This window comes from Cellulosimicrobium sp. JZ28 (assembly GCF_015327065.1).
GTDB lineage: Bacteria > Actinomycetota > Actinomycetes > Actinomycetales > Cellulomonadaceae > Cellulosimicrobium > Cellulosimicrobium funkei.
Genome location: NZ_CP017660.1, coordinates 818,386 through 838,615, shown reverse-complemented (window position 1 = coordinate 838,615; position 20,230 = coordinate 818,386). Strand labels below are relative to the sequence as shown.

Sequence of the window (20,230 nt, the reverse complement as noted above, 5' to 3'; positions counted from 1 at the left end):
CGGCGGTATGAGGGCGATGATCGTCAAGGAGCTCCGGGAGCTCGTCCGTGACCGGCGCACCCTGGGTCTGCTGATCGCGCTGCCCCTGCTCCTGCTCGTGATCTTCGGGTACGCCGCGAACTTCTACGTCTCGACGGTCGAGACCGCGGTGGTCGGCCCGCAGGCCGAGCAGGTGGCCGGCTCCCTCCCGGACTTCTTCGACGTCACGACGACCGCGCCGACCGACGACGAGGCCGACGCGCGCGACATGCTCCGGGACAACGCCGTGGACGTCGCGATCGTCACCGGCGCCGGCACGCCGAAGGCGCTGGTGGACGGCTCCAACCTGTTCGCCGCGCAGTCCGCGCTCGCGGAGCTCGCGCGCGTGGGCGCCGGCTCCGGGACGCCCGTCACGACCGAGGTCCTCTACAACCCCGACCTGGAGACGTCGTGGGTCATGGTGCCCGCGATCATCGGGCTGATCCTCACGTTCATCGGCACGATCATCACGAGCATCGGCCTGGTGCGCGAGCGCGAGGCGGGCACATTGGAACAGCTCGCCGTGATGCCCATCGCGCCGAGCACCGTGATCCTCGGCAAGATCGCGCCGTACTTCCTCCTCGCCGCCGCGGACATGATCGTCGTGACCGTGCTCGGGGTGCTGCTGTTCGACGTGCCGTTCAACGGCAACGTCCTCACGTTCGCCCTCGGGGCCGCGATCTTCCTCTTCGTCGTCCTGGGCATCGGCGTGTTCATCTCCACGATCTCGCAGACCGCCGGGCAGGCGATCCAGAGCGCGTTCTTCGTCCTCATGCCCCAGATCCTGCTGTCGGGCATGATCTTCCCCCTGGACGCCATGGCCGCCGGCGTGCGGTGGATCGGCTATCTCCTGCCCCTCACCTACTTCACGATCATCTCCCAGGGGGTCATGCTGCGCGGCGCCACGTTCGGGTCCCTGTGGTGGGCGTTCGCCGTGCTCGCCGTCATGGCCGTCGTCATCTTCTCGGCCGCGACCCTGCGGTTCCGTCGGGACCTCGCCCCGAGCGGCGCGTCCGGGACGCCCCCGGCAGGGCAGCCGAGTCCGGGCGGGGCGCGGCATGAGCTACGGCGTCACGTCCGTCAGCGTGTCCTTCGGCGAGCGGCGCGCGCTCCAGGACGTCACGGTGGAGGTGCCCGCCGGCCAGGTCGTCGCGGTCGTCGGCGGCGACGGCGCCGGCAAGACGACGCTGCTGCGGACCCTCGTGCGGCAGGTCGTCCCCGACTCCGGGCACGTCAGCTCCCCAGAGAAGGCGCAGCTGGGGTTCCTCCCTGCCTCGTCCGGGAGCTGGGCGGCCCTCACCGTGGCGCAGAACATCGACTTCGTGGGCGGGGTCTACGGGCTCACCGGGGCGGCGCTGGAGACCCGGCGCGCCACCCTGCTGGCCGGCGCCGGCCTGACCGGGGCGTCCGACCGGCTCGCCTCCCGGCTCTCGGGAGGGATGCGCCGCAAGCTCGGGTTCTGCCTGGCCGTCGTGCACGAGCCGAGGCTCGTCGTCCTCGACGAGCCGAGCACGGGCGTCGACCCCGTCAGCCGCGTCGACCTGTGGCGGCTCGTCTCGCAGGCCGCGGCCTCAGGGGCGGCCGTCGTCCTGTCCACGACGTACCTCGACGAGGCGGAGCGGGCGGGGCACCTCGTCGTCCTCGACGAGGGCCGGGTGCTCGTCCAGGGCTCGTACGACGACGTCCGTGCCGGCTTCCGTGGCACCGTCACCCGGGGCCGCGTCGCGCGGCGCCCGGCCTGGTCGTGGCGTCGCGGCAGGGAGCGGCACGAGTACTGGCCCGGCGCGGCCGCCCCGCCGGACCTGCCGGTCGTGGAGCCCGACCTGGAGGACATCGTCATCGCGCTCTCCCTCGCGCGGCGCTCACCCCAGGAGGTCCTCGGATGACCGATCCCGTCCTCGTGGCCCGGCGCGTGACGCGCCGGTTCGGGTCGTTCCCCGCCGTCGACGACGTCTCGATGCGGGTGGGGGCGGGCGAGGTCGTGGGACTGCTCGGGGCGAACGGTGCCGGCAAGACGACCCTCATGCGGATGCTGCTCGGGCTCCTGCCGGTGACGGCGGGGAGCGTACAGATGCTCGGCGGTCCGCCGAACCGCGGCCGCCGTCGTCGCATCGGCTACCTGCCGCAGAACCTCGGCCTGTACACGGACATGACGCTGCGGGAGAACCTCGACTTCGTCGGCGCCACGTACGGCACCGGTGCCGCGCGGATCCCGGACGATCTCGCGGGCGACGCCGACGTCCTCGTCGGCGCTCTGCCCCTCGGCACGCAACGCCGGGCGGCGTTCGTGGCGGCCCTGTCCCACCGCCCGGAGGCCGTCCTGCTCGACGAGCCGACGTCCGGCGTCGACGCGCTCGCCCGCGCCCGCCTGTGGGACACGATCCGGGAGCAGTCCGACCACGGCGTGGGTGTCCTCGTCACCACGCACTACATGCAGGAGGCGCAGCAGTGCGACCGGCTCCTGCTGATGTCGCAGGGACGGCTCGTCGCACAGGGCAGCGAGCGCGACATCATCGGTGACACGCGCGCGCTCGCCGTGCGGACCGACGACTGGGCGACCGCGTTCTCCGCGCTCGACCGCGCGGGGCTCCCGGTGACCCTCGACGGCCGGTCGGTGCGTGTCGCGGACTCGAGCGTCGAGAGCGTCCGCACCGCTCTCGCGGGCACGGGGACCGAAGCGCGCGTCGAGCCCGTGCCCGCGACGATCGAGGAGCGCATGCTCGTCCTGGCCCGTGGGGGGACCTGAGGCCGGACGGTCGCCGCCACGTCCGGCCGACGGTCCTCGCCGCACCGCGTCCGGAGCCCGGCCCGGCGCACGGGGCGCCGGGCCGGACCGCTCGGGACGTCAGGCGGAGGCGCGCTCCGCCGCGTCAACGACGTTCGCGAGGAGCATCGCGCGCGTCATCGGGCCGACCCCGCCAGGGTTCGGCGAGATCCAGCCGGCGACCTCGGCGACGTCGGGCGCGGCGTCCCCGACGACGCGGCTCTTGCCGGTCTCCGGGTCGACCTCGCGCGAGACGCCGACGTCGATCACGACGGCGCCGGGCTTCACCATGTCGCGCGTGACGATCCCGCGGACGCCCGCGGCCGCGACGACGACGTCGGCGCGGCGCACGAGCGCGGGGAGGTCCGTCGTGCCGGTGTGCGTCAGCGTCACGGTCGCGTTGACCGCGCGCCGCGTGAGCAGCAGGCCGATCGAGCGGCCGACGGTGACGCCGCGCCCCACGACCACGACCTCCTTGCCCGCGAGGGAGATGCCGTGCCGCTCGACGAGCTCGATGATCCCGCGCGGCGTGCACGGGAGCGGCGACGTGACCTCCTCGTTGACACGCAGCACGAGCCGGCCGAGGTTGGTCGGGTGCAGCCCGTCCGCGTCCTTGGCCGGGTCGATGAGCTCGAGCACGCGGTTCGTGTCGATGCCCCGCGGGAGCGGGAGCTGCACGATGTACCCCGTGCAGGCCGGGTCCTCGTTGAGGCGTCGGACGGCGGCCTCGATGTCCTCCTGCGTCGCGTCGCCCGGCAGGTCCTCCCGGATCGACGCGAGCCCGACCTCCGCGCAGTCGCGGTGCTTGCCCGCGACGTACCACTGCGACCCCGGGTCGTCGCCGACGAGGAGCGTCCCCAGGCCGGGCAGGACGCCCTTCTCCGCGAGGACCGCGAGGCGGTCCTTGAGCTCCGCCTTGATCGCGGCGGCGGTGGCCTTGCCGTCGAGGATCCGCGCGGTCACTGCTGGAGGCCCGGGTACAGCGGGAAGTCGGCCGTGAGCTTCTGCACGCGGGCGCGCAGCGCGTCGGCGTCGGTCGCGGCACCCTCGCGCAGCGCGGTCGCGATGATCTCGGCGACCTCGGTGAACTCGGCGTCGCCGAAGCCGCGGGTCGCGAGCGCCGGCGTGCCGATGCGCAGGCCGGACGTGACGCGCGGCGGGCGCGGGTCGAACGGCACGGCGTTGCGGTTCACTGTGATGCCGACCTCGTGCAGGAGGTCCTCGGCCTGCTGGCCGTCGAGCGCCGAGTGGCGCAGGTCGACGAGGACGAGGTGCACGTCGGTGCCGCCCGTGAGGACCGAGACGCCGGCCTCGGCGACGTCGGCCTGGGTCAGGCGGTCCGCGATGATGCTCGCGCCGCGCAGGGTGCGCTCCTGGCGGTCGCGGAAGCCGTCGGTGGCCGCGACCTTGAACGACACGGCCTTGGCCGCGACGACGTGCATGAGCGGGCCGCCCTGCTGGCCCGGGAACACGGCCGAGTCGATCTTCTTGGCGTACTCCTCCTTGCTGAGGATGAAGCCGGAGCGGGGGCCGCCGATCGTCTTGTGGACCGTGGAGGACACGACGTCCGCGTACGGCACCGGGGACGGGTGCAGGCCCGCGGCCACGAGGCCCGCGAAGTGCGCCATGTCCACCCACAGCTTCGCGCCGGCCTCGTCCGCGATCTCGCGGAACGCCGCGAAGTCGAGGTGGCGCGGGTACGCGGACCAGCCGGCGATGATGACGTCGGGGCGGGTCTCGAGGGCCTGCTTGCGGACCTCGTCCATCTCGACGCGGTACGACTGCGGGTCCACGCCGTAGGCGGAGACGTCGTAGAGCTTGCCGGAGAAGTTGATCTTCATGCCGTGCGTGAGGTGGCCGCCGTGCGCCAGCTCGAGGCCGAGGATCCGGTCGCCCTTGTTGATGAGCGCGTGCAGGACGGCGGCGTTCGCCTGGGCGCCCGAGTGCGGCTGGACGTTGACGTGCTCCGCGCCGAACAGCGACTTGGCACGGGCGATCGCGAGGTTCTCCGCGATGTCGACCTGCTCGCAGCCGCCGTAGTAGCGGCGGCCCGGGTAGCCCTCGGCGTACTTGTTGGTGAGCACGGAGCCCTGCGCCTGCAGGACGGCGCGCGGGACGAAGTTCTCGGACGCGATCATCTCGAGGGTGTCGCGCTGGCGCGCGAGCTCCCCGTCGAGGACGGCCGCGATCTCGGGGTCGAGCTCGGCGAGCGGGGTGTCGAGGACGTTGTCGGCTGGCTGGGCGCTCATGGCGTCTCCTCCGCGGGTGTCTGGCAGTCGTCGTCGGTGGTCACGTTCCCGGCTCGCCGGGTACGCCCCACCAGGGGGTGACCCGGGGCCCAGGCGAACGACCCGTCGTCTGCACAGCGTGCCGCTCCCCGGTGGTGATCCACCATCCCCCGGCCCACGGCTCGTGCGGGGCACGAGGCGTCGGGGCGGGTTGCGCCAGTCGCGACGCGATCGATCCTAACCCACGCCCCCGGGCCGCGGGAGCCCTCCCGGACGCGCGCCGTCGGGCACCCCCGTGCGGAGGTGCCCGACGGCGCGACGCCCGCGCGGGCGGTCAGCGCAGCGCCGCGCGGCGCTTGCTGACGATGTCGAACGCGACCGCGGCGAGCAGGACCAGGCCCTTGATCGCCTGCTGCCACGCGGCGTCGACGGCCATGATCGACAGGCCCATGTTGAGGACGCCCATGATGAGCGCACCGATCATGGCGCCCGAGATGCGACCGACGCCGCCCGTGACCGCGGTCCCGCCGATGAAGCACGCGGCGATCGCGTCGAGCTCGTAGTTGACGCCCGCGCCCGCGACGCCGGCCCCGGCGCGCGACGTCGTGATGACCGCGGCGACCGCGGCGAGCACGCCCATGTTGACGAAGATGCCGAAGTCGACGCGCTTGGCGCTGACCCCCGACAGGACGGCGGCGTGCCGGTTGCCGCCGATCGCGTAGACGTGGCGGCCGAACACGCTGCGGTTGAGGACGAACGAGTACGCGATGATCAGCGCGCCGACGATGAGGAGCACGATCGGCGTGCCGCCCGCGCTCAGCGCGAGCCAGTACGTGACGACCCCGATGAGCAGGGCCGCGACGACGACCTTGACGACGTAGGCCGACATCGGCTCGACCGAGAGCCCGTGCTTGCGCAGCGCGGTCCGCGAGCGCCACTGCGCGACGGCGAACGCGACGACGCCGATCGCCCCGACGCACAGCGTGACGACGTCGAGGTCGCCGACGAACCCGAACCAGTTGGGCAGGGAACCGTTGCTGATCGCCTTGAAGCCGCCGGGCAGCCCCGCGACGGTCGTGCCGACGAGGACGATCGCGAGCCCGCGGAAGACGAGCATCCCGGCGAGCGTCACGATGAACGCGGGGATGCCGACGTAGGCGACCCAGAAGCCCTGCCAGACGCCGACGAGCGCCCCCACGACGAGCGAGAGCAGCACGGCGACGAGCCAGGGCAGCTCCCACTGCGTCATCATGATGGCGCACAGCCCGCCGACGAAGGCCACGACGGACCCGACGGACAGGTCGATGTGCCCGGCCACGATCACCATGACCATGCCGATCGCGAGCACCATGACGTAGGCGTTCTGCTGCACGAGGCTCGCGACGTTGTTGGGGTAGAGCAGGCGCCCGTCGGTGAGCACCTGGAAGAGCAGGACGATGACGAGCAGAGCCGCGACGATGCCGTACTGGCGGACGTTGCGGCCGAGGTACTCCCTGACGGCGTTCATCGGACGGTGACTCCCTTGTCCATGGTCATGTAGTGCATGAGGGTCTCCTGCGTCGCCTCGGCGCGGGCGACCTCGCCCGTGATCCGCCCCTGGCTCATCGCGTAGATGCGGTCGCAGATCCCGAGGAGCTCGGGCAGCTCGGACGAGATCACGAGGACGGCCTTGCCCGCGTCGGCGAGCGCGTTGACGATCGAGTAGATCTCGTACTTGGCGCCGACGTCGATCCCGCGCGTGGGCTCGTCGAGGATGAGGACGTCGGGGTCGGAGAAGACCCACTTGCCGAGCACGACCTTCTGCTGGTTCCCGCCGGAGAGCTTGCCCACGAGGGACTCCACCGTGGGCGACTTGATCCCGAAGTCGCGGCGGTAGCGCTCCGCGACCGTGACCTCCTCCTCGCGCTGCACGACGCCCCAGCGCGCGACCTTGCCGAGCGCGGACGCGGAGATGTTCTCGCGGATCGTCTGGATGAGGTTGAGGCCGTAGCGCTTGCGGTCCTCGGTCGCGTACGCGAGCCCGTGCGAGATCGCCTCCGCGACCGTGCGCGTGCGCACGGGCACGCCGTCCTTGTAGACGGTCCCCGAGATGCGCGTGCCGTACGCGTGCCCGAACACGCTCATGGCGAGCTCGGTGCGGCCCGCGCCCATGAGGCCGGCGAGCCCGACGATCTCGCCCGCGTGCACCGTGAGGTTCGCGTGGTCCACGACGACGCGCTCGCTGTCGACGGGGTGGTGCGCCGTCCAGTCCTCGATCCGCAGGACCTCGGCCCCGACCGACGGCTCGCGCGCCGGGAACCGGCTCTCGAGCGCGCGCCCGACCATCCCGCGGATGATCCGGTCCTCGCTCACGGGCTCGTCGCCGTGCAGGTCGAGCGTCTCGATCGTGCGCCCGTCGCGCAGGATCGTCACGCGGTCGGCGATCGCGGCGATCTCGTTGAGCTTGTGGGAGATGATGATCGAGGTGATGCCGGCCTCGCGGAACTGGTCGATGAGGCCGAGCAGGTGCGCGCTGTCCTCGTCGTTGAGCGCTGCCGTCGGCTCGTCGAGGATGAGCAGGTCGACGCGCTTGGACAGCGCCTTGGCGATCTCGACGAGCTGCTGCTTGCCGACCCCGATGTCCGCCGCGAGCGTCGCGGGGCTCTCGGCGAGCCCCACCCGCTCGAGCAGGAGGGCCGCCTCCGCGGCCGTCCGGTTCCAGTCGACGACGCCGCCGCTCGCCTTCTCGTTGCCGAGGAAGATGTTCTCGGCGATCGAGAGGAACGGGACGAGCGCGAGCTCCTGGTGGATGATGACGACGCCGCGCGCCTCGCTGTCGCGGATCCCCCGGAACTCGCAGGGCCGGCCGTCCAGGAGGACGTCGCCCGTGTACGAGCCGTGCGGGTACACCCCGGACAGGATCTTCATGAGGGTCGACTTGCCGGCCCCGTTCTCCCCGCAGATCGCGTGCACCTCGCCGCGACGCACCTCGAGCGTCACGTCCTGCAGCGCCTTGACCCCGGGGAACTCCTTGCTGATGGCGTGCATCTCGAGGATGTTCCCCGTCTCGAGCACGTTCTCGAGAACCATCCCAGCTCCTGTCTGGTCCACGGGCGGGTCGACGACGCCGCCCGGCGTTCGGGTGGTCCCGCCCGGCCCCACGGGTGGCCGTGGGGCCGGGCGAGCGGGCGGGGCGGCGCGCGGCAGCCCCGCCCCGGTCACAGACCGAGCTGCTCGGCGGTGTAGAAGCCCGACCCGACGAGCCGGTCCTCGACCGTGTCGGCGGTGACGACCTCCGGCGGGAGCAGGTACGAGGGCACGACCTTGGCGCCGTTGTCGTACGTCTCGGTGTCGTTGACCTCGACCTCGCCGCCCTCGACGATCTGCTGGACCATCGTGGCGACCTGGTCGCCGAGCGTGCGCGTGTCCTTCCACACCGTCATGGACTGCTTGCCCGCGAGCATGTTCTTCACGTTCGCCTCGTCGGCGTCCTGCCCGGTGACGATCGGCCAGTCCTCCGGCGTGTAGGCCGCGCCCTCGAGCGCCTGCTCGACGCCCAGCGCGAGCGAGTCGTTCGGCGACAGGACGACGTCGACCTTCTTGTCCGTGTAGAACGAGTTGAGCCGGTTCTCCATCTCCGACTGCGCCTTCGCGGACTCCCAGCCCTGGATGCCGATCGACGCCCAGTCGTCGGCCGTCGCGGGCGCCTTGCCGGACGGGACGACGAGCTGGCCCGACTCGACGTAGGGGCTCAGCACGTCCCACGCGCCCTTGAAGAAGAACTTCGCGTTGTTGTCGTCGGGCGAGCCGGAGAACGGCTCGAGGTTGAACGGCCCGGCGCCGCCCTCGAGGCCCAGCTGGTCGACGATGAACTGGCCCTGGAGCGTGCCGACGAGCTCGTTGTCGAACGTCGCGTAGTAGTCGACGTGCTCGGAGCCGTTGATGAGGCGGTCGTACGCGATGACCGGGACGTCGTTCTCGGCCGCCTGGTCGAGCACCGGGCCGAGCGCGGTGCCGTCGATCGAGGCGATGACGAGCACGTCGGCGCCCTGGTTGATCATGTTCTGGAGCTGCGTGATCTGCTGGTCGACCTTGTTGTCGGCGTACTGCAGCGTCGTCTCGAAACCGGCCTCCTGGAGCAGGCCCTCGAGGTGCTCGCCGTCGTTGTTCCAGCGCTCGAGGCTGCGGGTCGGCATCGCGATGCCGACGAGGGTCTCCCCCGCGTCGGCGGTCGTCTCGCCGTCACCCGACTCGCTCGCCCGCTCCGCGCTGCACGCGGCGAGCGAACCGGCCAGGAGTGCGGTTCCCGCGAGCGCGGCGACCCTTCTGCGCAAGGACGTCATCGTCGTTCCCTCTCGTCGTCGAAGGCCGTGCCCCCGTTCCCGGGCGGCACGACGGGCCGTGGCTCTCGTGCGGGCGTCCGACGTCGGACGGGACCGCTTCCACGGGCACGGCAGGGAACGTAGCCAGGGTTGAGTTCGACAGTCAAGCGCTAGGTGGCCACCTTTACCGAATTGTGTTCGAGGCTCTAACTCATCGGGTGAGCCTCGCTCCGACCCGTCCGAGAACGGGCCGAGCGTGTAATCTGCGGCCTGTGAACAGCGACCGGTCCACCCCCGGATCGCAGACCTCCCTCCGAGAAGCGAACCGACTCCGGATCGTCGACGCGATCCGTCGCTACGGAGGGCTGACCCAGGTCGAGCTCGCGGAGGCGACGGGGCTCTCGACGGCGACCGTGTCGACGATCGTCAAGGAGCTCACGGGCGCCGGGGTCGTCGACACGCGCCCCGCGTCCCGCTCCGGGCGCCGCGCGCAGATGGTCACGCTGGCCCGGCGGCTCGGCGTGGTGGCCGCCGTCCAGTTCGGGCGGCGTCGCCTCACCGTGGCACTCGGGGACCCGAACCGCGAGATCCTCGCCGAGCAGCACATGCCGCTGCCCGTCGACCACCGCCTCGACACGGGCCTGGATCGTGCCGCGCTGCTCGTCGTCGAGCTGCTCGAGCGCGTCGGGGCCTCCATGGACGAGCTGCTGACCGTCGGCGTCGCCCTGCCCGCCCCCGTCGACGAGGACACCGGGATGATCTCGGTGCGCGGCGTCCTGCGCGGGTGGGACGACGTCCACGTGGGCCAGGTGCTCGCCAAGCGCCTGGCCCGGCCCGTGCTGGTCGACAACGACGCCAACCTCGCGGCGCTCGCCGAGCACCAGCTCGGCGCGACCCGGGGATACCGCGACTCGATCTTCGTGCGCGCGTCGTACGGCACGGGCGCCGGCATCGTCCTCGGGGGCCGGCTCCACCGCGGCTACGCCGGCACCGCGGGCGAGATCGGCCACGTCCAGGTGGACCCGTCCGGGCCCATCTGCCGGTGCGGCAACCGGGGGTGCCTGGAGACCGTCGTCGGCTCCGACGCCCTGCTCGCGCTCGTCCGCACGAGCCACGGGGAGCTCACCCTGAACGACCTCGTCCAGGAGGCGCTCGACGGCGACCCCGGCTGCCGGCGCGTCGTCGCCGACGCGGGGGACCGCATCGGCGCCGTGGTCGCCGCCCTCGCGACCGCGCTCAACCCCCGGGCCGTCGTCGTGGGCGGCGAGCTCGCCGCGACCGGTGACGTGCTCCTCGACCCGCTGCGCGAGTCGATGCGCCGCCACCTCGTGCCCAACACCATCGCCCCGGTCGAGGTCCTCGCCTCCGACCTGGGCGCCCGCGCCGAGATCCTCGGCGCGCTCGCCCTCGCGCTCGCCGCGACCGACCTGGCCAACGACGGCCTCGCGGTCGCGCCCTCCCCCTCCACCGAAGGTGACCCGTCGTGACCTCCACCCCCGCCCCGCCGGCGCTCGCGCTGCACGGCATCGACAAGTCCTTCGGCGCCGTCCAGGCGCTCAGCGGCGTCGAGCTCGAGATCCACCGCCACGAGGTCGTGGCGCTCGTCGGCGACAACGGCGCCGGGAAGTCGACGCTCGCGAAGATCGTCGCGGGCGTGCTCACCCCTGACGCCGGCATGATCGAGTCCGACGGCGTGCCCGTCACCATCCCGAGCCCCGTGGCCGCGCACGCCCTCGGCATCGCCACCGTCTTCCAGGACCTCGCGCTGTGCGACAACCTCGACGTCGTGTCGAACCTCTACCTGGGGCGCGAGCTGCGCCGCGGACGCGGGCTCGACGAGGTCACCATGGAGGAGACCGCGCGCCGCGTGCTCGCCGACCTCAACGCCCGCGTGCCGTCGGTGCGGGTGCCGGTCTCGACGCTCTCCGGCGGGCAGCGCCAGAGCGTCGCGATCGCGCGCACGCTGCTCGGCGAGCCACGGATCGTCGTGCTCGACGAGCCGACCGCGGCGCTCTCGGTCGCGCAGTCCGCGGAGGTCCTCACGCACATCCAGCGGCTGCGCGACATGGGGCACGCGGTCATCCTCATCAGCCACAACATGACCGACGTGCGCGCCGTCGCCGACCGCGTCGAGGTGCTGCGCCACGGACGCAACAACGGCAGCTTCTCGGGCCCCGGCGCGAGCTACGAGGAGATCATCGCCGCGATCACCGGGGCGACGACCGGCGTCGGCGGCTCGCGCGACCGGGTGAGCGCCGGACCCTTCGGCCCGCGGGGCTGAGGGCCCCGCGACGCCCGTCAGGCGCGGGGCTCGTCGCCCACCTCGGCGGCGCCGAGGATGCGGCGCAGGTAGGTGTAGGTGAGGTCGCCGGCCGCCTTGTCGTACTGCTCCTCGTAGCCGTGCTTGGTGTACATGGCGAGGTTCTGCTTGGAGTCCTTGCCCGTGAAGACCCAGATCTCGGTGGTCTGCTCCGGCAGGTACGGCAGCACCTCGAAGAGCATCTGCGTGCCGATGCCGCGTCCCTGCATGTCGGGTGCCACGGCGAGCCGTCCGAGCGTCGCCTTGGTCTCCTCGATCTCGACGCGCACGGAGCCGACGAGGCGCGGGCCGAGCCAGGCGCCGATCGTCACGACGTCCTCGCGCGCGAGGTCCTCGCGCAGCTCGTGGAGGGTCTGGGTCAGCGGGGGGATGTTCGGGTCCTGGTACAGCTGCGCCTCGGTGACGAACGCCGCCCGGCGCAGGGTCAGGAGCTCACCTGCCTCGGCGTCGGTGACGAGGCGGGTCGTGATCTGCGCGTCGCTCATGGGCTCATGGTGTCAGACATCCGCGTGCGGTACCGCGGCGTCCCGGGTGATGTCGGGTGCCCCCGTCCGCGGGCGGGACGGCGACCGCACCCGCCGGGGTGCGCGACTACCCTCTGAGGGGTGTCCACGACTGACCCCGGCGTCGCGCCCCGCGCGACCGACGCCCCCGCCGCACAGCCCCCGACCGACGACCCCACGCACTGGGTCCTCACGCTCTCGTGCCCCGACGGTCCGGGGATCGTGCACGCGGTCGCGGGGGCCCTCGCACGCCTCGGCGGCAACATCACCGAGTCGCAGCAGTTCGGCGACCCGCTCTCGGGCCTGTTCTTCATGCGCGTCCAGGTCACGGCGGCCGCGTCGCGCGACGCGATCGAGCACGCCGTCGGCGAGGTCGCGGCGCGCTTCGCGATGACGTGGCAGCTCGACGTCGTGGGGCGCCGGGTGCGCACCCTGCTCATGGTCTCGAAGGCGCCGCACTGCCTCGTCGACCTGCTCTACCGCGAGCGCTCGCAGGCCATGCCGATCGAGGTCGTCGGCGTCGTCGGCAACCACCGGGACCTCGAGGACATCGCGACCTTCTACGGCAAGCCGTTCCACCACGTGCCCGTGACCCGCGACACCAAGGCCGAGGCGGAGGCCCGGCTGCGCGCGCTCGTCGACGAGCTCGACGTCGAGCTCGTCGTCCTCGCGCGCTACATGCAGATCCTCTCCGACGACCTGTGCCGCGAGATGCCCGGCCGCATCATCAACATCCACCACTCGTTCCTGCCGAGCTTCAAGGGCGCGCGGCCCTACGCCCAGGCGCACGACCGCGGTGTCAAGCTCATCGGCGCGACGTCGCACTACGTGACCGGCGACCTCGACGAGGGCCCGATCATCGAGCAGGACGTCGAGCGCGTGGACCACTCCCGCCGCGTCGAGGACCTGGTCGCGATCGGCGAGGACGTCGAGCGCCAGACGCTCGCGCGCGCCGTGCGGTGGCACGCCGAGCACCGGGTGCTGCTCGACGGGCACCGCACGGTGGTCTTCCGCTGACGCCCCGGACGGCGGCCGCGGGCGGCCGCCGTCAGAGCGGCAGCTTGAACCCCTCGTGGGACTGCTCGTAGCCGAGCGACCGGTAGAAGCGGTGGGCGTCGTCGCGCCGCTTGTCGGACGTGAGCTGCGCGAGGGTGCAGCCACGGTCCCGCCCCCACGCGTGGGCCCACGCCATCATGGCCCGGCCGACGCCCTGGCCCCGCAGCCGGCGTTCCACGCGGACCGCCTCGACCAGCAGCCGGGAGGCTCCGCGGCGGGAGATGCCCGGGACCACGGTGAGCTGCATGGTGCCCACGACCTCGCCGTCACGCTCCACGACGACCAGCGCGTTGTTCGGGTCCGCGTCGATCGCGGCGAACGCGGCCTCGTGCTCCGGGCCGACGTCGCCGGTGCGGTCGCGGGCGATCGCGTCGTCGGCGATGAGCTCGACCACGCGGGGCAGGTCGGCGGCGACGGCCGCGCGGAAGGCGAGACCCGCCGTCGGGCGGACGGCGGGCCGGGGCGAGGTGGTCACGGCTCGCGACCGTAGCACCCGCCCCGCGAACAGAGCACAGGAAGCTCCCGAGGTAGAGCCACGGTCCGCCGAGGTAGAGCCCTGGTGAGGACCAGGGCTCTACCTCGGCGTTCGGCTCAGGAGCAGGTGACCGCCTCGTGCTCGACGGTGAAGGTCGAGGTGACCTCCTCGCCGTCGACCACCGCGGTGGCGGTCACCGTGGCCTCGCCGGCCGCGACCGCCTTCTGGCGGGTCGCGAACGACTGGTAGGCGTTCTTGCCGGGCGCGACGTCCGCGACCCGCTTCTCGCCGAACGGCGTGGCGAGCCGGACGTCGACCGGCACGGCGCCGTCGTTCGTCGCCCGGACCGCGACGTACGCCTTGCCCGCGAGGCAGCGCGTCTGCACGTCGACGGACACGGGCAGCTCCGCCCCGGCCTGCGGCTGCACCAGGACGGCGACGGACCGCCCGGGGACGGTCACCGTACCGGTGGCCGCGTCCCACGCGGTGCTGCGCACGACGTCGTCGCTCCCCTCCTGCTGCACGGGCGAGAGCACGTACTCGCGGCCCGCGAGCGCGGACAGCGGGACGGTGACCTCGTCCGGGGAGGCGTTGAAGACGGCGAGCAGACCGTCGAGCGCGGGGTCGACGTCGGTGCCGACGGTGTCGTCCACCGCCATCGCCACGACGCCCGGGACCTGGTCCGGCCCCGCACCCGGGAAGGTGACCTTCTCCCGGATGAGCTCCGGGTCGCCGAGCCGGAACAGCTCGGTCGAGTGCCGCAGCCGCAGGAGGTCCTGCGCCTGCGCCGACGCGGTGGCGATGTCGTCGGGCGACGGCTTGAGCGCCGGGTCCGCGAGGAGCGGGGCCATGAGCGGCCACTTGTCCTCGTTGTCGGCCGCCATCGGCAGGCCCTTGCCGAACCCGTTGTCCTGACCGGTCCAGTCGATCGCGTTGAACCAGTCGCCCGAGTCGTAGCTGTTGCGGTCGAGCGACTTCGACCGCAGCAGGTCCGTGCCCGCGTGCCAGAACGACGGCGTCTGGGAGAGCGCCGCGGTCGCGAGCGAGACCGTGTTCATGCGCACGCGCTCGTCCATCGGCGTGTCGGCCGGGAGCTTGAGCGCGAGCAGGTCGAACAGCGTCTCGTTGTCGTGCGCGTCGACGTAGGTCACGACCTCCTCGGGCGAGTCGGCGTAGCCGGCCGGCGCCCCGCGGTAGTCGATCTCGTCGCCGCGCTTCTCCTCGCCCGTCGACGTGACGAGCGTGTAGTCGCGCAGGTTGCCCGCGAGGCCGAGGCGCACGAGGTCGGTCTGGTGACCGAGGTCGGCGAGCTCGTCCGCGGACCCGTCGTTCACCGTCCCCGGCTCCCCCGCCCGGGCGGGCTGCCCGTTCGGGTCGGTCGCGAGGCCCGTGCCGAAGCCCTGCGTGAACGTCGTGGCGCCGTCGACGGGCGAGCCGCCGTGCACGGCGTCGCGCAGCCGGTCGGAGAAGGTCCCGATGCCCGTGCCGCCGAGCTGGCCCTGCGTGGCCTGCTCGAACAGCGCGTTGCCCGCGACCTCGCCGAAGTCCCAGCCCTCGCCGTACAGGTAGACGGACTTCCCGTCGACGCCGTCCTCGGCGAGCGTGAGCTCGTCGAGCGCGGCCCGGACGTCGAGCATGTTCTGCTTCGAGTGGTGGCCCATGAGGTCGAAGCGGAACCCGTCGACGCGGTAGTCCTTCGCCCACGTGACGACCGAGTCGACCATGAGCTTGCCCGCCATCGCGTGCTCGGTCGCGACGTTCTGGCAGCACGTGCTCGTCTCGACGGAGCCGGTGGTCGGGTTCTGCCGGTGGTAGTAGCCCGGCACGACCTTGTCGAGGACGGACTTCGCGTCCTGCCCGCTCGCGGCGGTGTGGTTGAACACCTGGTCGAGCACGACCTGCAGCCCGGCACCGTGGAGCGAGCCGACCATGGTGCGGAACTCGGCCACGCGCGCGCCGCCGTCCGCGTCGACCGCGTACGACCCCTCGGGCGTGCTGAAGTGCCACGGGTCGTAGCCCCAGTTGAAGCCGTCCTGCGCCTGCACCGCCGCGACGGCGGCCTGCTGCTCGGGCGAGTCGGGCGCGAACCCGGTGAGGTCGCCGGTCGCGGCCTGGGCCTCGCGGTCCTCGGGGATCGACGCGATGTCGAACGTCGGGAGCAGGTGCACCGTGGTGACGCCCGCGTCCGCGAGCTCGCGCAGGTGCGTCATGCCGGCCGAGTCCTTCTCCGCGAACGCGAGGTACGTGCCGCGCCGCTCCGCCGGGACCGTCTCGTCGGAGATCGAGAAGTCCCGGACGTGGAGCTCGTAGATCGTCTGGTCGACCGACCGCTCGACGACCGGGGCGGGCGTGCCCTCCCACGCGCTCGGGCGGAACGCGGGGTCGTCGAGGTCGACGGCCACCGAGTGGGTCGAGTCGAGCGTCAGGCCCACCGAGTACGGGTCGGTGACGACGTTCGTCTCGACCTTCCCCGTGCTCGGGACGTAGACCTGCACCTCGTAGAGGTAGCGCGCGCCCTTCCAGCCGACGGCCGCGCCGCCGAGCTTCTTGTCGGCCGCCTTGCCGTCGAGGGTCCACGTGCCGTCGGCCTGGCGCGCGGCCTCGAACCGGCGCGGGTCGTCGTCGAGCGACGCCCCCGCGGGCCACGCGAGCACCGAGACGGCCTTCGCCGTCGGCGCCCACAGCGCGAACGACGCCCACTTGCCGTTGGCGTGCCACGAGACGCCGAGCTCGCGCTCGGCGGCGTCCTCGGCGAACAGGTCGTCGACGACGCCCGGCACCTGGACGCCGGTCGCGGCCGTGAGCGCGCCGTCGTCGGCCCGGGTGACGAGGAGCTGGCCCGTGAGCGCCGCCTCGACCTCCGCGCGGTCGAGCGGCTCGCCGTCGTCGAGCACGCGCAGCGCGGTGTGCCCGGCGAGCGCGGGGAACTCGGCCGCGACGTCGTCGGGCAGGCCCGACGGGTCGACCTGGAGCCTGTACGACGCCGTGCCCTCCGGGGCCTGCACCTCGCCGTCGGCGCCGCCCGGGGTGACCGAGAGCCCGCCCTCGGGGGCGGACCACAGGGTCCACTCGTCGCCCGTGCCGAGGTCGCCCGGCCAGGCGACGACGCCCTCGCGCACCCAGTGCGCGGCCTGCTGGCCGGTGCCGGGCAGCGGCGGGTTCGCGACGTCGATCGTCAGGACGTGGGACGCGAGGTCGTAGGAGAACGTGACCAGCTCGCCGTCGCCGACGGAGAACTGGTAGTTCGCCCCGTCGCGCGCGCCGCCGACGCCGTAGTTCTCGGCCCAGCTCAGGCCGTGCGCGACCTTGCCCTCGTACGCGCCGGCCGCGAGGCGGTCGGTCGACCAGGTGTAGACGCCGTCGCCGTCCGGGTCCTTGAGCCAGGACGCCAGGCAGTCGGGCGCCCACGAGCCGGGGCAGCCGACCTGGTCCTGGAACGAGCCCGCGAGCGTGACGATCGGCCCCTGCGCGGTGCTCGAGAAGTCCTTGCTCACCGGGTCCCAGTAGAACGTCACCGGGCCGCCGGCCGTCGTGTACGTCGCGTTGGTGCCGTCCTGCACACCGCCGACGCCGTAGTTCACGGTCCACGACCCGTTGATCGCGACCTTGTACTCGTACGTCCCGGCGGGGACGTCGAACGTGCCCGCGTAGACGCCGTCCGCGCGCTTCGTGAGCTTCGCGGCCTCGCAGCCCGGGGCCCAGTCGCCCGCGCAGCCCATGGCCGCGTTGTGGCTGCCGGGCACGGTCACGAGGTCGATCTCGGGCTCGGGCTCCTCACCCACGATCCCGCTCACGTCGACCCCGACGCTCGCGAACGTGGACGCGGCGGCGCGGTCGCCGTCGGCGTCGGTCGTCACCGCGCGGTACTCGACGAGCGTGCCGTCGGCGAGCCCCGCGACGTCGTGGAAGACGCGCGGCGCCGTGTCCTCCGCGGTGCCGAGCGGGTGCCACTCGGCGCTCCCGACCTCGCGCCACGCGAACGACGTCTCGGCCCACGCGTCCGCGTCGACCGTGGCGGTCACGGGCGCGACGCCCGTGACCGCTCCGCCGGCCTGCGGCACGGTGAGGGCGATGTCGCCCGACGAGTCCGCGCCGACCTCGCGGTCGGCCCGCAGCACGACCGTGCCCGTCGCCGGGACGGTCAGCGTGACGACGCCGTCCGCGTCGGCGGTGACGGGGGCGGCCTGCTCGCCGTAGAGCACCTCGTACGAGGCGCCGGGCGTGAGGGTCGTGAACGTCGCCGTCCGCTCCTGCGCCGCGTTGTTCAGCGCGACCAGGTGCTCGACCTTCTCCTCGCGGTCGACGCGGCTGAACGCGTACACGCCCGCGCCGTTCTCGACGTAGCGCTCCACCTGGGCGCCGTCGGCCAGCGCCGGGTGCGCCTCGCGCAGCGCGGCGAGCTCGGCGATGTGCGCGTAGAGCGGCGCGTCGGTGCCGAAGCGGTCGACGCTGCCCGCCTGCTCGCCGGTGACGAGCGGCTGGTCGGCGTACTCGTCGACCTGGGTCGCGAACAGCGTCTGGCGCGCGTCCTTGTCGCCACCCTTCCCCGCGAAGCCCTGCTCGTCGCCGTAGTACACGACCGGCTGCCCGCGGGTCAGGTACATGAGGTCGTGCGCGAGCTCGTCGCGCGCGAGCGGGTCGTCGGTGCTCGCGAGCATGTACCCGACGCGGCCCATGTCGTGGTTGCCGAGGAACGTCGGCAGCGCCTGCGCGTTCGTCGTCGGCGTCGTGTACATGTCGTCGCTCGCGAAGAGCGACGCCAGGCCCTTGGCGCTGTTGCCGCTCGCGAAGCTCGTCGCGGCGGACTGGAACGTGAAGTCCAGCGTCGAGCTCATGTCCGTCTTGCGCACGTAGGGCGAGAGCTTCGCCGCGTCGGCGTCGTACACCTCGCCGAACATGAAGAAGTCGTCCTTGCCCTGCGCGTGCGCGTAGTCGAGGACCTCGGTGGTCCACGTCTCCCAGAACTCGAAGTTCACGTGCTTGACGGTGTCGATGCGGAAGCCGTCGATGCCGAGGTCGATCCAGTCCTGGTAGACGTCGACGAACCCGTCGACGACCGTCGGGTGCTCGGTCATGAGGTCGTCGAGGCCGTCGAAGTCCCCGTACGTCACGGACTCCCCGGTCCACGTCGAGTTGCCGCGGTTGTGGTACAGCGTCGGGTCGTTGAGCCAGGCCGGGACCTTGAGGTCCTCCTTGCCCGCGGGGACGACCGGCGTGTACGGGAACGACGTCGCGGCGTCCAGCGCCGGGAAGTCGCCGGTGCCCGCGTGGTCCGCCGGGTCGAACACGGTGCCCTCGGCGTCGCGGTACGGCGACGTGGCCTGGTCGACGTACGAGTACTGCTTCTCCTCGTAGTCGATCACGTCGGCCGTGTGGTTCGTGATGATGTCGAAGTAGACCTTGATGCCGCGGTCGTGCGCCTCGTCGATGAGCGCCTCGAGCTCGGCGTTGGTGCCGAGGTGCGGGTCGATCTGCGTGAAGTCGGTGATCCAGTAGCCGTGGTAGCCCGCCGACGCGTCGGCGCCCGTGCCCTGGACCGGCTGGTTCTTGAACGACGGCGTGAGCCAGATCGCCGTCGTGCCGAGGCCCTCGACGTAGTCGAGGTTCTGCCGCAGGCCCGCGATGTCGCCGCCCTGGTAGAAGCCCTTGTTCGTCGGGTCGAACCCGGAGACGAGCGGGTCGTCGCCGAGCCCCGCCGTGTCGTTCGACGGGTCGCCGTTCGCGAACCGGTCGGTCATGACGAAGTAGAAGCGTTCGTCCGACCCGGGCTGGCGCACGGGGGGCACCACGAGGTCGGCGTCCTGCGCCTCGTCGTAGCCGCCCGCGAGCCCGAGCGGCGTGAGCGCGATGCGGTGGGTCGACTCGTCGAACGTGACGCGCACGGTCGCGTCGCCGCCGAGCACGAGGGGCGCGTTGTCCTGGCCGCCCTCGCGCCCGTACGCCTCGTCCCACGCGTCGTCGTAGGCGACCTTGTACTCGTAGGTGCCCGCGGGCACCTCGAAGTCGGCGGACCAGACGCCGGCGGCGTCGGTGGGCGCGAGCTCGGTCGCCGCGCACGCGGGGTCCCAGTCGGCGGGGCAGCCGAGCTCGGACTGGAGGTCGCCCACGAGGGCGAGCGTGCGCTCGTCGGCCCCCGCGGCGGGGGCGGCGAACGCGGCGAGCGTGACGCCCGCCAGGCCCGAGGTGGCGAGCGCGACGGCGGTGACCGACGCCGTCGTGCGGGCCCCGCGCGTGCGGCGGGGCGTGGTGTCGGATGGGTGGGGCGACGGTGTGCGCGGGACGCGGCGACGTCGCGGCGTGGAGGTCATGAGGACTCCCTCGTCCGGTGGCTGGTGCGGGACCGCAGGCGTGAGCAGGCAGGTGCCGGCAAGGACGCGGACGACGGGACCAGCAGCGGGCGACGTCGACCGCGGCTTTCTCAGCGTACGGCTGAGGCGAACTGTACTGGTTGCAGAAAGTTGCAGCAAGGTTCGGCAAACGCCGCACGCGTGCCGTGCCATGCCGCTGCCGGGACACGACGAACCCGGGGTCGCCCCGCTCAGGAGGTCCTGACGGGGGCGGCCCC

13 protein-coding genes, 1 pseudogene and 1 riboswitch are annotated in these 20,230 nt (G+C 72.6%); of the genes and pseudogenes, 6 read left to right on the top strand and 8 right to left on the bottom strand.

Features of this window, described 5'->3' with window-relative positions:
- Positions 1-7: 7 nt before the first annotated feature.
- The 3 genes and pseudogenes from BJP59_RS03745 to BJP59_RS03735 all read left to right on the top strand — a co-directional run.
- Positions 8-949 (top strand): annotated as a pseudogene (locus BJP59_RS03745) (ABC transporter permease); the annotation flags it as partial.
- Positions 950-1,076: 127 nt separating this feature from the next.
- Positions 1,077-1,904: an ABC transporter ATP-binding protein gene (locus BJP59_RS03740; protein ID WP_194522914.1), complete on the top strand. Its 828-nt coding sequence runs from the start codon at positions 1,077-1,079 to the stop codon at positions 1,902-1,904.
- Positions 1,901-2,764, top strand: coding sequence for an ABC transporter ATP-binding protein (locus BJP59_RS03735; RefSeq protein WP_061266891.1), 864 nt, complete (start codon positions 1,901-1,903; stop codon positions 2,762-2,764). Before BJP59_RS03740 ends, BJP59_RS03735 begins: the two co-directional genes overlap by 4 nt.
- Positions 2,765-2,863: 99 nt before the next feature.
- Here the strand turns inward: BJP59_RS03735 and BJP59_RS03730 are convergent, their stop codons facing one another.
- From BJP59_RS03730 to chvE, 5 genes are all read right to left on the bottom strand, one after another.
- The gene (locus BJP59_RS03730) at positions 2,864-3,745 is read right to left on the bottom strand and encodes a bifunctional methylenetetrahydrofolate dehydrogenase/methenyltetrahydrofolate cyclohydrolase (protein WP_021482755.1); all 882 of its coding nucleotides are present in this window, start codon (positions 3,743-3,745) and stop codon (positions 2,864-2,866) included.
- A complete protein-coding gene (glyA, locus tag BJP59_RS03725; RefSeq protein WP_021482754.1) occupies positions 3,742-5,031 on the bottom strand; it encodes a serine hydroxymethyltransferase in 1,290 nt (429 codons plus the stop codon). The genes BJP59_RS03730 and glyA overlap by 4 nt, the downstream gene beginning before the upstream one ends.
- 80 nt (positions 5,032-5,111) lie before the next feature.
- Positions 5,112-5,244: riboswitch (ZMP/ZTP riboswitch) on the bottom strand.
- 100 nt (positions 5,245-5,344) lie between these two features.
- A complete protein-coding gene (gene mmsB, locus BJP59_RS03720) occupies positions 5,345-6,517 on the bottom strand; it encodes a multiple monosaccharide ABC transporter permease (RefSeq protein WP_194522221.1) in 1,173 nt (390 codons plus the stop codon).
- A complete protein-coding gene (gene mmsA / locus BJP59_RS03715; RefSeq protein WP_194522220.1) occupies positions 6,514-8,079 on the bottom strand; it encodes a multiple monosaccharide ABC transporter ATP-binding protein in 1,566 nt (521 codons plus the stop codon). Before mmsA ends, mmsB begins: the two co-directional genes overlap by 4 nt.
- Before the next feature lie 128 nt (positions 8,080-8,207).
- Complete coding sequence (chvE, locus tag BJP59_RS03710) at positions 8,208-9,332, bottom strand: multiple monosaccharide ABC transporter substrate-binding protein (RefSeq protein WP_021482826.1); 1,125 nt, start codon at positions 9,330-9,332, stop codon at positions 8,208-8,210.
- A gap of 251 nt (positions 9,333-9,583) precedes the next feature.
- On the opposite strand from chvE, the gene BJP59_RS03705 reads away from it, so the two are divergent.
- On the top strand, positions 9,584-10,798 hold the full coding sequence (locus BJP59_RS03705; protein WP_086148893.1) for an ROK family transcriptional regulator: 1,215 nt from the start codon (positions 9,584-9,586) through the stop codon (positions 10,796-10,798).
- Complete coding sequence (locus BJP59_RS03700; protein ID WP_194522219.1) at positions 10,795-11,592, top strand: ATP-binding cassette domain-containing protein; 798 nt, start codon at positions 10,795-10,797, stop codon at positions 11,590-11,592. The genes BJP59_RS03705 and BJP59_RS03700 overlap by 4 nt, the downstream gene beginning before the upstream one ends.
- A 17-nt stretch (positions 11,593-11,609) precedes the next feature.
- Here BJP59_RS03700 and BJP59_RS03695 read toward each other — a convergent pair whose 3' ends face one another.
- Positions 11,610-12,116, bottom strand: a complete 507-nt coding sequence (locus BJP59_RS03695; RefSeq protein ID WP_021481782.1) for a GNAT family N-acetyltransferase — start codon at positions 12,114-12,116, stop codon at positions 11,610-11,612.
- Between the two features lie 120 nt (positions 12,117-12,236).
- Between BJP59_RS03695 and purU the strand changes: the two genes are divergently transcribed.
- Positions 12,237-13,151, top strand: a complete 915-nt coding sequence (gene purU / locus BJP59_RS03690; RefSeq protein WP_194522218.1) for a formyltetrahydrofolate deformylase — start codon at positions 12,237-12,239, stop codon at positions 13,149-13,151.
- Positions 13,152-13,182: 31 nt separating this feature from the next.
- Here purU and BJP59_RS03685 read toward each other — a convergent pair whose 3' ends face one another.
- Together BJP59_RS03685 and pulA are read right to left on the bottom strand one after the other, a co-directional pair.
- A complete protein-coding gene (locus BJP59_RS03685; RefSeq protein ID WP_194522217.1) occupies positions 13,183-13,665 on the bottom strand; it encodes a GNAT family N-acetyltransferase in 483 nt (160 codons plus the stop codon).
- Between the two features lie 116 nt (positions 13,666-13,781).
- Positions 13,782-19,973: a pullulanase-type alpha-1,6-glucosidase gene (gene pulA, locus BJP59_RS03680; protein WP_194522216.1), complete on the bottom strand. Its 6,192-nt coding sequence runs from the start codon at positions 19,971-19,973 to the stop codon at positions 13,782-13,784.
- Between the last annotated feature and the right edge of the window lie 257 nt (positions 19,974-20,230).